13 protein-coding genes are annotated in these 12,585 nt (G+C 51.8%); 4 read left to right on the forward strand and 9 right to left on the reverse strand.

From position 1 onward, the window contains the following. Nucleotides 1-59: 59 nt before the first annotated feature. Nucleotides 60-206 carry a hypothetical protein gene (locus tag ACR0EZ_RS25235; RefSeq protein WP_480617564.1) on the reverse strand — a complete coding sequence of 49 codons (147 nt, stop codon included), beginning with the start codon at nt 204-206 and terminating at the stop codon, nt 60-62. Between the two features lie 161 nt (nt 207-367). On the opposite strand from ACR0EZ_RS25235, the gene ACR0EZ_RS25240 reads away from it, so the two are divergent. The 3 genes from ACR0EZ_RS25240 (at nt 368) to ACR0EZ_RS25250 (ending at nt 4,198) form a co-directional block, all read left to right on the forward strand. Then, nucleotides 368-1,417: a hypothetical protein gene (locus tag ACR0EZ_RS25240; protein ID WP_480617565.1), complete on the forward strand. Its 1,050-nt coding sequence runs from the start codon at nt 368-370 to the stop codon at nt 1,415-1,417. A 4-nt stretch (nt 1,418-1,421) separates the two neighbouring features. Further along, nucleotides 1,422-2,207 carry a hypothetical protein gene (locus ACR0EZ_RS25245; RefSeq protein WP_480617567.1) on the forward strand — a complete coding sequence of 262 codons (786 nt, stop codon included), beginning with the start codon at nt 1,422-1,424 and terminating at the stop codon, nt 2,205-2,207. Nucleotides 2,208-2,380: 173 nt separating this feature from the next. Further along, nucleotides 2,381-4,198: a pentapeptide repeat-containing protein gene (locus ACR0EZ_RS25250; protein ID WP_480617568.1), complete on the forward strand. Its 1,818-nt coding sequence runs from the start codon at nt 2,381-2,383 to the stop codon at nt 4,196-4,198. A 733-nt stretch (nt 4,199-4,931) separates the two neighbouring features. Here ACR0EZ_RS25250 and ACR0EZ_RS25255 read toward each other — a convergent pair. The 4 genes from ACR0EZ_RS25255 to ACR0EZ_RS25270 all read right to left on the reverse strand — a co-directional run bounded on the left by ACR0EZ_RS25255 (nt 4,932) and on the right by ACR0EZ_RS25270 (nt 9,069). Beyond that, nucleotides 4,932-5,807 (reverse strand): replication-relaxation family protein, encoded by an 876-nt coding sequence (locus ACR0EZ_RS25255; protein ID WP_480617570.1) that lies wholly within the window; start codon nt 5,805-5,807, stop codon nt 4,932-4,934. 19 nt (nt 5,808-5,826) lie between these two features. After that, on the reverse strand, nt 5,827-7,902 hold the full coding sequence (locus ACR0EZ_RS25260; protein WP_480617571.1) for a type IV secretory system conjugative DNA transfer family protein: 2,076 nt from the start codon (nt 7,900-7,902) through the stop codon (nt 5,827-5,829). Continuing rightward, on the reverse strand, nt 7,902-8,261 hold the full coding sequence (locus ACR0EZ_RS25265) for a hypothetical protein (protein ID WP_480617573.1): 360 nt from the start codon (nt 8,259-8,261) through the stop codon (nt 7,902-7,904). The genes ACR0EZ_RS25260 and ACR0EZ_RS25265 overlap by 1 nt, the downstream gene beginning before the upstream one ends. 178 nt (nt 8,262-8,439) lie before the next feature. After that, nucleotides 8,440-9,069: a hypothetical protein gene (locus ACR0EZ_RS25270; protein ID WP_480617574.1), complete on the reverse strand. Its 630-nt coding sequence runs from the start codon at nt 9,067-9,069 to the stop codon at nt 8,440-8,442. 185 nt (nt 9,070-9,254) lie between these two features. Between ACR0EZ_RS25270 and ACR0EZ_RS25275 the strand changes: the two genes are divergently transcribed. Then, complete coding sequence (locus ACR0EZ_RS25275) at nt 9,255-9,563, forward strand: H-NS histone family protein (RefSeq protein ID WP_480617575.1); 309 nt, start codon at nt 9,255-9,257, stop codon at nt 9,561-9,563. 235 nt (nt 9,564-9,798) lie between these two features. Here the strand turns inward: ACR0EZ_RS25275 and ACR0EZ_RS25280 are convergent, their stop codons facing one another. From ACR0EZ_RS25280 to ACR0EZ_RS25295, 4 genes are all read right to left on the reverse strand, one after another. After that, nucleotides 9,799-10,299, reverse strand: coding sequence for a hypothetical protein (locus ACR0EZ_RS25280; protein WP_480617577.1), 501 nt, complete (start codon nt 10,297-10,299; stop codon nt 9,799-9,801). Continuing rightward, on the reverse strand, nt 10,274-10,621 hold the full coding sequence (locus tag ACR0EZ_RS25285; protein ID WP_480617578.1) for a helix-turn-helix transcriptional regulator: 348 nt from the start codon (nt 10,619-10,621) through the stop codon (nt 10,274-10,276). Before ACR0EZ_RS25285 ends, ACR0EZ_RS25280 begins: the two co-directional genes overlap by 26 nt. Nucleotides 10,622-11,017: 396 nt before the next feature. After that, nucleotides 11,018-11,305, reverse strand: coding sequence for a hypothetical protein (locus ACR0EZ_RS25290; RefSeq protein ID WP_480617579.1), 288 nt, complete (start codon nt 11,303-11,305; stop codon nt 11,018-11,020). 2 nt (nt 11,306-11,307) lie between these two features. Further along, nucleotides 11,308-11,838, reverse strand: coding sequence for a DUF3768 domain-containing protein (locus tag ACR0EZ_RS25295; RefSeq protein ID WP_480617580.1), 531 nt, complete (start codon nt 11,836-11,838; stop codon nt 11,308-11,310). Nucleotides 11,839-12,585 lie beyond the last annotated feature (747 nt).

Here is a 12,585-nt window from a genome sequence, read left to right on the forward strand (position 1 = left end):
TCGGTGAAACGGCTCTTTCGCATGTGTTTGCTCCTTCGAAAGGTTGAGCAAACTCTACATCAGAACGAGGGAAGTTTCGGGGGGCAGGTCAGGTACCACGCCGCTTTCTGGTGGTGCGGATGCCCCAGAAAGCGGCGGTAACCCGTTGCGTTCAGAAACCGCATTTGGGTGTCGACGGCGCGCACCGAAAATCCGAGATACGGCATTGCGGTTGCGCAAATGCCGAACATACCTCCCAGCCAAAAACATTCGGTTGGGCTCTGCGCGTTCGTTTTCTGTATACACAAGTTGCATTGCAATCCGAATTCAGCCAATCTTTGAGTGCGATCAATTTCTTCTAGTGATTTAATCTTAGTGAGGGTGTCAGATGGGCAAATCTAGTATTTTTAAGATCACATTTATGCTCTTCATGTTGTCGCTTGCGTTGGCAGCGAATACAGACCGAATTCACGCTGAAGAGGCATGCGATAGCGGTCCTGGAGTCATAGAGAACCGTGAGGGCCATTTGCTATTTGATGACGAAGACGTATGGTTCCAGTCCAGAGGCTCGCAACGCAATGACGGTACATATTCCTACGAATATTGTGTCAAGAACACTCATCCCTACACCGCCTTGTTCATCGAGTGGGAAGGGCACAGAAGTTTTATGGCACACCCTGATCGTGCGAAACCGCAAGCCAAAACACTTACCAGATATTACAATTTAACGAGTTCAGTTGATACGCCAGACTACACTGAATTCCGCTATGGGCCCACGAAAAATGGGAAAGAAGAAGAAAGAGTCGAGACAGTTTTTGAAGAAGCCAAAATTCATGAGGATCTTGTCGTACCTATTCAATTCGTACTTGAAGAGAACCTTGGTTTTAGTCTGCGTGACGCCCTGCAAAATCCCGAGTTTATGACACAATATCGGGAATATTTGGCGCAGGATGTTTTTGGAAGTGAGTACAGTGTAGATCTTGTATCATTTGCCAATGTGTGGGTTCCAACGACATTCGAGGCTGTTGAAATCGTAGCAAGCGGGGGGCAAATTGATACAGACGTGGAAGAATACGAAGTTCTCATGAGCGCGGTTACGCGCCTTAATCCACGATCTTATGATATACGTTTCGATGTATTTTTGACGATATCGGAAGAAACCTTCGAGCTGGCTTTGGAGTCCGAGACACTTGGTAGCCTTTCCATTCAAGGCAACGTTGGAGAGATTGCAAGTCAAGCGCAGGGATCCGAGATTTACTCAGTGAGTTTTGATGTAGGTAAGGAAATGCTCGAAGAGCAGCGACAGCAGGTTAGCATTCCGAGTGACGCAGTTGTCCTCGATTCAGGAAAGCCAGTGCAAGTATCTCCCGGATCGATTACTACGTTGATTGGCGATGCAATACTATTGTCCTTGCCCACAGAGGTTTTGGTGCAATAGTTCTATGGCGATTACGGTAGAAATCGATACAAATTGGACGCCAGGGAAATTGGTGCTCAGAACTGACGATGGGTCAGGCTTGTCGCCTGATCAAGTTTCATTTTGGGAAAACGTACGCTCGATAGAGAGCAACGTGCGGGAGCACTTTGACGTCAAACTGGCGAATTCATTCGTTAAACGAATTTGTGATTTGTCTAAGTCAGCGTTTAAGCATTCAGAACCAACGAAGATCGATTTCGAAGCGCTGGAAAGCATACAAAATGAGGCTGTAAAAGAAGGTGTTGTCATTCGAAACAGGCGCCTAGTTACAAAACTCAAAAATCTGCTTTTTTTTAGCGTATTGGGCGGTTTGCTTGTTTTGATTTGGCTTTTTGGAATACAGTACATGCCTATAGTTGAAGGTTGGCTCCCCATTTTTTCTAGTCGAGCAATTGATGTCGTCAACTGGATTGGCGTAATCGGGTTTGGCACGGTTGGCGTTGGCTTAGGTGCGATTTTGAAAGCTGTATTTTCAAGCAGAGTTGTTAACTTTACGACACTTAGTGAGTTAGAGAATTATAAATTTCCCCCGTTGATATATCTTGTATTGCTTTGGGGAGTCTTGCTTGGTGCTTTGTTCTGTTTGTCGCTTGGGTTTTTCGATATATTTGTCGGCGATACTAGTCTTGCGGGATCAATCGGCAATCCACCTTCAGGGTTTGTCCTTGGCGTTTTGTGCGGATTTAGCGAAACGACAATTGCAAACAGAATTTCAAACAGTTTTAATTCTGCCGCCGCAGGTTCTAGTTGAGCCTATGGCTTCCACACACCGTTAGTGGTTTCTGAACCATTGTTTTGCCCCACTGTAGGCGCTCACAATGCTAGACTCGCTGAAGTTCCCGACATTATTCTGCCTGAACAACACAGCAAGCCACGCTGGCTCCTTGAAGTGGCAGTTATGGGGCATTCAAAGAGGACGAAAAATTGCGAGACATTCTTTCGGCCATTGTTTTTCTAACTCTTGGCATTCTTGTTGGTATCGGCCTTCTGACTTTTTTGACTACAGAGGGCGGACGTTCACTTCTCGGGGCGTCCATTGCGTTGCTAGTTGGGGTCGGCCTATGCGTGGCCGTCGTGACTGTCATCACCAAAATATGGGTCACCAAAAACTCGCAGACTTGGGTTCAAAACAACGCGGACGCTTTCATTGCGAGCGCTACTGACGCTGCTAAGGACCCATCCAAGATTCCAGATCTTTTGGAAGAAAACAAAGCGGGCTTTCTGAAAGCACTTCAGCTCGGCGCTGCTGTTTTTGTAGCCAATAGGTCGCTCGTTTACACGGCAATGGCGCTAACTGGTGTTGTTTCTGTTGCGACACTGCTGACGGCTTACGTTCAAATCGAACGTATGGAGCAGCAAAACAGTTTGGTTGAAGCTTCTAGACGCGCGTCACTTGTTTTTGAGCTCACCGCGATATTGGACAAACTACCCAACGAGCCGATTGAAGAACTCACTCCGCTGCTTCTCGCAAGGGCCGCGAGTCTGACACGAGCCCTGAAGCCTTATCGAATATTGGAGAACGAAACCCTTTCTGACCCAACATCACCGGAGCGAGGGCAGTTGCTGACCACGTTGGCAGCGACCGGCGTAGATATCTCGCAGTTGACTGAGGCCGGTGCACTATTCGACTATGCCGACCTTCGAGATACTGTTTTTGACGGCACTAATCTGAACAACGCTAACTTAGAAAGTGCTGATCTACGAGGAGCCGTGTTCAAGAATGTTCAATGGGAGCAGACAGTTCTAAAAAATGCTAAACTGCCTGATCCTGGGTCAGTTCGGCTTCCAATGATACGTACAGCGACGCAGGCCGATGACGAGGCATTCGATGCGATGAATATTTTTAGCGCCGAGATTTCTGACGCTATTGTTTATAGTAAAAGTTGGTGGCAAGATTGGATTGGTTTGAGCTTCCCAGAAAGTGATCTGAAAGAAATCTCCGAAATTCACAGAAGTAGCAACGAGGTTGTTTTCTTTCTGTCGAAGACTCGACAGCCGGAGGGCAACACAGATGTGCAGTTTCGCATCGGAATTGATAGTGATGTTGATAAAGTTCTGACTTACACTTCCCACACAGGAAAAATTCAACCCAATGCAACGCATGTGAACAACTGGTTTAACAGTCATCCAGTGGATCATTTCTTGGGTGGTATTGTTGAAACCCAAATGACAGTAGGGTTCTCTCTGTACGGTTCTGAAATGACAAGTGAGGAACTTGCAATTGCGCAAAAGCAGTTTGATTCATCTGTCGCACCGGGCTTGATCAAGCAAGCATTGGCTCCGAAACACGTTAAAATTTCTCCAGACGTTTTTGTATTTGGGCATCCCTCCAGCACTAGACTGTTTCGGATGTTCGTTGACAGGAACGTCAATTACCCCGACCGGGCCGACTTCAAGGCTATTAGCCCGGGCGGCATCGACCCGCACAGTGAAAGTGAAAAAACCAGTGTCTTGGATCTGGGAGACAACACACTACGTCATGCAGATTTGAGGTTTTCCGACCTGCGATTTGTCGATTTTTCCCGAACCGACCTTACTGGGGCAGACCTGCGATCAACAGCCTTGCCAGAGTGGAAACTCATGAACCCGAGCACCTTGGAGAACGTGAAACTGGATGGAGCCATTGCGCCAGCGAGTTGGGCAGAAGCTGCTAAGAGCCTTGTGAGCTACAAAGTCGTGCTAAATGAGTCTGATTACCCTGGTCTCGAAGAAACTTGGGTCACCTTCGAGCCTTTGCCTTAGGCTCAGCTTAGGTTCCGCATTGCGGAAAAGGCACGTTTTGAACCAATAAACACTGGTACTGTTTCTGATCGAGTGGCGACTTGTTAAACATAAGCAAAAATGAGCAATCTTCGATACTGTGATTCTGGTCAAAACGGCTCGGTGCGAGAAAACAACCGAAATCAGACAATGGAAAGCTCTATCCTGCAGCTAGCCTAAGTCCAGACAGGAAAAAAATCGCCGCAATCAATAGCCCATTTCCAAAGGTGTACCAGACAAGCATGCTGTAGCCCTGCATGGCATAGCTCAGTTTATAAAATACCGACAAACCCAGTGAATATTTCCCGTTCATCATTTTGGAACTTCAGTTCTTCCCACAGGACCAGGAATGCCCGCGTATGGAGGATTTGGCGCTAGTTTTACTATGTACTTCATTTGTGCGGCAATGAATTCGGTATACTTCGCATGTGGCCTTCTCGTACTGCTACTTGATCGATCAACCCCATTAGCATCTCTTCAAGTTTTGCCCAACTACGGGCGAATTGTATTGGGCGCTTTCGTTGTGTTGATGGTCATACAAGCCTACATGAGACATCGTTTGGTATCAGACAAATCTAAGAAGGGTTTTTGAGGGAGTGTCATGAACTTCTAATTGCTGTTAGTTTTGAGGCAATTCATTAATTCAACCCAATTTGCCCGCTCACGCTTCGGTTTCCCTGCGCGATCGCTTTGAATTTCGGTTACCTCCCTCCTTTTACAACCCAACCCGCGCACCATCACGCCGTACCCAAGGCTCCTGGTGAAACCGGGCCATCTCGGCCCACCGGCACCCGCCCGGTATCACCTTTGACAAAAACCGATTGGCATATTCGCCAGCCTGCGCGTGCACAAATTCATCGAACCGCCTCATCCGAACCGGATTAGTGAACACCCAGAGTACCAATGTCGTCGCGCGCAACCCATAGTGTTTACGGTGCGCATCACTGACAAACATCTCGCAATACATCTGCACTGACCGTTCCAGGCTCTTTCGTGCCTTTGCTGATTGCACCGGCTCGGTGCTCCGATCCACCTCCAGCAGGAAAGCCCGATAGCCGGTCTCATATCTGATGGCAAAGAACTGATCCGGGATCAGGTGTTTTGAGCCGATTGGGATAGGCAGCTTGGCGTTGTTCCGTTGGAGGATTGTGTGTCCGGGGATGTATTCGTTTCCATTCCGCTGGGTGGTGATGTCCAACGACCCCGTGACGGCTGAGACATGAAACCCGTGCCACCAATGCCCGGTTGGGCGGATCGTCGGTTCAGAGAGACCAAGCCCAGACAAATGATCCTCTGCCTGCTTGGTGAGATCGTATACATACGGGCTGAATTCAGCCCGCGCCGTGTTTCGCTGTTGCGGCGGCAGACGCAGAAACCCGCTGGCCCGGAGCTTCTGGAGATTCCGAAGCGCCGTATCCTTGCAGCGATGCGTATCACGGGTGAGTTCGTAGAGATATTCCGACGATTGCGGCCCGTGCCGCTCGATATGCTTGAACCAGCGCACCTGACGCTCAGTGGGGCGCAGGTCTTTGTATGCTTCAATCTGATGAAACGTCGCCCGTCCCAAACTGTCTGTCTGTGCTCTGATCATGAAGCAAGACTACGCCCGATCACAGCTCCGGCGAAGGTTTGAGCGGGTCTTCGGGCTCTTTTTCTTCCGGCGGATCGGACGCGTCTTCCGGCTCTGTCTCCTCATCGCTGACCGAGGGTGACCACGGCTCCGCATAAGCTTCGCGACATTGTTGCCGGATGGCCTCAATCTCTTCTTTTGTGGCCCTTGGTAGGTTCTCCAGAACAAAGAACGGAAAGGACATGGGCACGGCGCGTTCGGTCAATCCGCGTATGTATGTGGCGAAGGTGCCTTTGGGTTGTCGCTGGATCATCTGCGGATCAGCGGCCATCTGACCACCGAGTGCGCGGGCATCGCGGGCCGAGACGCCCCCGGCCAGTTTGATTGAGGTATTGGCTTCAAACGCCTCCTGCAAGCCGTTTGAGAGCTGGCCCAGATATTGGTGCGACATCACCATCCCGACCTTGTATTTACGGGCCTGACTCAGAATGAGGCCGATGTTCTGATCGAAGTAATCCTGGGCTTCATCGACATAGACCATGACCGGCAAGCGGTCCTGGGCTTTCAGCGTCGCGCGTTCCTGTGCGGCCTGGGCAACAAGAGCGATAAAGAACCGCCCAAAGATCTCGGTGCCCTGTTCCTTGAGGAGGGATTTGGATGTGTTGATCAGAATGAGCTTGCCCTTATTCATCTCAGTGAACATGTCGAATTTGGATTGTGGATGCGAAAACATCCGCTCAAAGGTCTGGTTCTCGAGTACGCCGTAGAGACGCCGTAGGACCTGAGTCTTGGTGTTGGCAAACTCTTTGCTGTCAAATTCCGTTTCAAAGAAGCGGCGCGGGGTGCCTTCGAGCTTGGCGATGTATTCCTGGTATTTCTTGGTGCCCTCCGGCTCCATGAGCTCTCGCAGCGTGTGGATGGTGGCACCAGGAATGTGAAACATCAGTCGGGTCACATAACGAAACACCACGCTTTGCTTGGCAGTCATGCCAGCTGAGAGCAGCGAGCCAAGGACAAAATCGTAAAGCTCGATGATGGAATTGGTAAGACGTTCCCGCTCGAGCGGGTCGTAGCTTTCGAGCCGATCCTGCCCGACTGAGAAGAGATTGAGGCAGACTGGATAGGCGATGTCTTCGGGGTCAATGAGCACGATGCGCTCTGGTGGTAGCACTTTGGCTTTGAGAATGGTGTTGATGAGATCCCCCTGGCTGTCGATCACAACAACAGTGCGGTCCCGCAGTGCAACTTCCTCGAGATCCTTGGCGATGAAATACTGCAGCGTCTGGGTTTTGCCGTGCCCGGACCCGGCCACCATATGCATATGCTCAAAGCGCCGATCATCCGGAATGGCAAAGGGCGTCTTCAGTTTGAAGAGGTCCTTGAGCGATGTGCCGCGCAGGTAGGTGTCGATGAGATCGTCGCCTTTGTAATCGACGGGATAGACCGGATTGGAGCGATGGGTGGCGGTGAGATTGGCATCGAGCTGCTGACGCAGATCGCGGAAGAGCATGTAGTCGCTGTCTGCAAATAAAGGCGCAATGATGTTCTGTACGGTCTGGCCGAGCGGATGAGTGAACTGGGTGACTTCGACCAGCACGTCGCCTTCGATGGAGGGGACGGCATCTGCAATCGGAGCCAGGGCCAAAGAGATGATTTCCAGTGCCTCAGCGATCATGACGGGGTCATTGCGGGCCTGACCGGCTTTGGCGAGCAGATCGCGATAGCGCGCGCCTTCAACGGTATTGCAGAGCGCGGGCAGCGGCGGAACTTCCGACGAAAGCCCTTCTTGCTCAAAGAGTGTCTTGCCCACATCAAGCAACTGTATCTTCAACGACGGCGGCAGGTCAGCAGGCCAGTGACGCGATAAGGCGTCCTCAATCTCAGTGTTGGACAGAGCGACAGTTCCAGCGACCGCGTGGTTATACAAAACCAGCGTCTCTTCCCGCGCCAACCGCTCGAGCCGCTTTGGGTTCTCTTTCCAGAGCCGGAAACCCACATAAGCTGGGACCGCGAAGAGCGCCAGGGCGGAGACAAAGAAAGCAAGGCTTAAGATCAGAAACAGGATCAGCAGGATGAGGAAAAGCCCGCCCCAGGTCTCTGACGCGCGCATCGACATCAGAACTCAACCACGGTGTGGTTGGCGGTATCGGCATTGTCATCGAGCCACAGCTTCATCTGGGCCAGTGCATCCAAAAGCCGATCCTCATAGATTTTGGACTGGCTCGGAGTGGCACAGAGGAAACGGTCGGTCCTGCCATTGAGAAGATGTTCAACCCGAAGTTCAAACCACTCGTCTCGTGCATCCACTTTGGCATCGGCAGGACGGCGATCCATCAGTTTGGTCTTCAGCAGATTCCGTTGCTGGATGATCTGTTTTTCTTCGTGTGTAAAGGCCACCTGAAGCTGGACCTCATAATAGGTGGATTTGAGAATGAACCCTTTGCGGATTGTCTCATGTGTGATTGATACCCGCATGGCTATAGCATCTCTGCAATGAAGGGTGGTGTGGGTGGGTATGAAGCTGAAAAAGCAGGTGAAGTCGCAGTGTGGAAATCAGCGGTTTTGTTCTGCTTTGGCCTGGTGTGAGACGCTATGGACCCCCATACCCGACCCCCAAAGGGGTTGGGGGTCAGTATGGGGGTTGATATTGCGCTCATGAGCGGGTCACGCCGGTGCGATCAGCTTTGGGATTGACGCCTAGCTGATCGATATAGCGTTGGGCCGCCTCCAGCGTTTCAAAGCGCATCCTCGCAAAGACAAAGCCACCATCTTCCGGCAGAATGGATTTGCCCTTGTATTCGATTGCGCCCTCCTGCGGCGGAGCCAATTCTGCCGTGTCTCCGGCCTCCGTTGTTTGTGCCGCGTAACTGGCGTTGGTTGTCTCAGCCTTCAAGGCTGGCGTGTCGGATTGTAGGTTCTCTTTGGCGGTCTGGAGCGCGGTGTAGCTCGGCTCCGATTGCGATCTCAGCTTGAGGAGTTGCTTTGAGATCTCGAGCTGATCGCGTGAGATTTTGAGGCTCTGCTGCCCATACTCGGCGGAATCTACTCCGGCCCGACCGATCTGCGCAAAGACCAGTCCCATAAATCCCGCAAAGGCTATACCGCTTCCCGGCAATATTGCTGGGACAATAGCCAATAACGCTGGAGAGCCGCCATATCTCCGATTGGCTTCCGCGATAGCAACAAATGCCGCGATTGCGACAAAGCCCCCAAGCAGGATCATGCACCAGGCGAAGAATTCGAGAATGCTGAAATAGCGGCGGGCTGCTTCATAAGAGCGCATTTTAATCTCCTCAATAAAATATCTTCAAATGCTGCAACCTTGATACCGGGGTTGTCAACAATTTGAGTATAGCGGCGGAATTCCCAAAAAATTGATATCGCGCGCTGCGTATCTATTTATTTACACATCTTCGTCGCGTCGCTATCGAAGCCGTGGGGATAATCAACAGACAAACAGGACAGAAAATGAAACTCGATAAAATGACCGTCGCGGAGCTCAAGAAATTGCAAGGCGACGTGGAGGTTGCTATTCGTGCTCGCCAGAAAAAGGACCTCAAAGATGCCAAAGCGGCAGCCGAAAAAGCGGCAGCTGATTTTGGCTTTTCGCTGGCGGAACTGGTAACTGTGCCCAAAGCAGGCGTGAAGCCCAAAGCCGCACCCAAATACCGCAATCCCGACAATGCCGATCAAACCTGGACCGGTCGTGGTCGTAAACCCAAATGGGTAAAGGATGCGCTTGCTGCGGGCTCAGACATCACCGCTCTGGAGATCTGAATTACAAAACACGTGATCAGATGTGGATCAACGCCACATCTGATCCGCTAACCTAAGTTGATCCGGCCCCAACGAAATCTTTAAATTCTGGGGAACATCCGGCTTGCCATTGTCGTTGCAATGGCGGTGGGCGGCATATTCTTCATGATGGGAGTTTCGAAGTTAGAGAATTGATGGCTCAACAAAAAAACCGCCCTTTCTACGGGCGGTTTTGACAAAGAACAAATGCCTGATTTTATTTTTTCGAAGGCTTGTCAGAGACCTTTTGTGGCCCCTCCATAGCGGCCTCCGCCAGCGCAATGGCCTCAAAGATCATCATGCCTCGGGGCTCGAAATCGAAGATGCGCCGCTTTTGGCGTGGCAGATACCCGGCCACTTCCGGGTGCCGTTCCGCCAAGTGCTCAGCTTCGTCGTATTTTGACGGAAAGTTCCGGGGACGTGGTACGGATATATCGTAAACCGGGTTGTGGCTGGCGCAGTCCGCAATGGCGGCGATGAGCGCGCGGCTACGCTTGCCTTTACGGCTCTGCTCGTCACATTTTTCTGTGACCACCACGTCCGGTTGCAGCTTGGTGATAAGAACCTGTGCGAACCCGGCAATCCCGGCTTCGGATTTGACCGCCTCCACTGTGATCCCCCAATCGAAGACTTTACCATCACTCATGAAGACATAAGAGGCCTTTGCCGTCGCCACTGCGAAGGACAAATAGCTACGTTTCTCCATGGTCTTGGGCACTCTTCAGGCGGCGCTTTAGTTTGGCAAGCGTCGCCGGACGGTTAAATGTGTGGGCCGTTTCCTGCGCCGGATCAGGCAGGGTGGACAGACGTTTCAGAAGATGGTTCTGCCGCGCGGACATCACCTCTTCAAAGAAACTCTCAAAGGATCGACCGTAGATCAGTGATAAGCTGATGATCTGTTCGAGAGTTGGGCGCTGTTTGCCTTGTTCCAAATCGGACATGGCGGATTGTCTAATAGTCAGGAGATGTGCCAGATCTTCCTGTGTGAGCCCTGCCTTGCGCCGCGCCAGACGCAGGTCATGGGCAAATTGTGTGCTCATAAGGTATTGTGATTAAACTGATAGAGCATCAGTCTAGGTCGCCCGAGCTGCCTGTCCTAGCAGGCACAATATCGGATGAGGGGATATGGTGAGTGGGTAGGGCGCGAGCAAGCGCACCTGTCGCAATGAGCGGGTGTCCATGGCCCGGACCCCTAATGGGTCCGGCACCTAACGCCCATCCCGTGCGGGTGCGTTCGTCTCTTCAAATTCGGAGTTCGGTCGGCTCAGCAACATCTGAAAACTGATGCGGGTGAGCCCCGGTGAGACGGCTGAACACGCCGGAGCTGTCTAAACTACTACGCGTTTTGCCCACCTTTTCTTACAAAAACCTCATACCTGGATATGAAAAACGCTGCCTGACTAGCAGGCAGCGTATGAGGCCACGTGATGTGACCGTCAAAAGAGCTTGAGCTGGCGGCTTTCTTCCACCAATCGTTTCCAGGCTGGGTCTTGCGCCGCCTGATCGAGCCAGGCGAGGACATAGGCTTCGACCGCATCCGCGCCATCGATGACATCTGCCACGACAAACTGCGAGCGATAGCCAGTCGAGGTCACTGGTAGTGGTTCAGCGCAGCGTAGCTCGATATGCCAGTGACCGGAATTGAGCCAGTTTGCCTGATGCGACACCTCAACGTCGCGGTCCTGCCACACCAGCCCGAACACCGAGTATCCATCTTTGGCCATCGTCAGTATTCCGACGCCAGCATGATGGTGAGCACGCGATGGGTCAGCCCATCGTTGGCTGGGTTCTCGCTTCCCGCTTTGAGATCAGGGGAGTAGTAATCGATCTTCCAGAAGACCCTTTCCCCAGTAACCTCAATAGCCCCGAAATCATGTTCACCCCAGGGGTCGTTGTCGTCTGAGAACTCGTTGAAGCTCCGAACTGCTTTGACAGCGGCCAGGGCGAATTCAGCGCCGTGCTCCTGTATGCCGCTGGTGATCAGAACGCGGCCATTGCCCAGGCCATCGCACCGAAACCGGTCGTTGAGCTCCCGAATGCGCTTATGTGGCGGTGTTTCCGGGCGCGACCAGACCAGCTTCGTCGCACCCTCGCATTGGTGGCAATGTGCGTCATCAAACACATTCTCAAGTTCCCAGAGCCCGCTGTCTCGGTTCCAGCAGGCCCAGGCATCCCGGGCCACCCGCTCAGACCCGCAGGTCCCACAACGCGGCACAGAGCCAATGTCGCCTTCGATCTCGTCTTGTAAAACACCCATCATACATCTCCTTCCGATGGAGCGCGCAGGAGGGAGTTCCAACACGCTCCACGGCAGGCGATGCCTTGGGAAGAACTGTCTGAGGGTATGATGGTCTGGATGGAAGAGGAGCGATAGCATTCACCATATCGGATTGACCGATATGGTGAGTAGGCTGGGAAAAGTTAGAAGCAACCTGAAGAGCTCACGTTGAACCGCCAAAATGGTTGACGTGAGCCTTGTTTGCGGATCGTGGTTTGTTGGGCCGACGGCAGCATCGCCTCTGATAGTGGCTTTGCCAAAATAGTTCCGGGGTTCACTATGAATGGGCGTCAGATTAATCTCCACGAGAGTTGGATCTTCCTCACTGGCTCCGATTGCTCTATGTTTCCAGCGCGCATCTGAATGTCGTGTAGACGTAATGAGTGTTTACTTCAGCAAGGCTTTGAGGCACCGGCGCGAGCTCTAGTTGACGATTTATTGTGGGAGCGACATTCCCAAATCGTGCCGTTGTTTTTGAGGATACTAGATACCCATTTCAACATCTCTGATGATATGATGGCTGCTAGTCCCACATTCTTTCATCTAGAACAATGGCACGATGCAAAGCGCTGTTTCGGTTCTCGGTCTCGGATACCGTAAATATGATGACCCGGTACCTTTTGGGATAAGCCAACAGGGTTCTGTCGCAAACTTTTTAGATGGCAGAGCATCAGTGGAATTATAGAGCGGTTCACTCTGCCAGTTGGGCGAACTGCTGAAACGGAC

This window comes from Ruegeria sp. AK4, assembly GCF_056541025.1.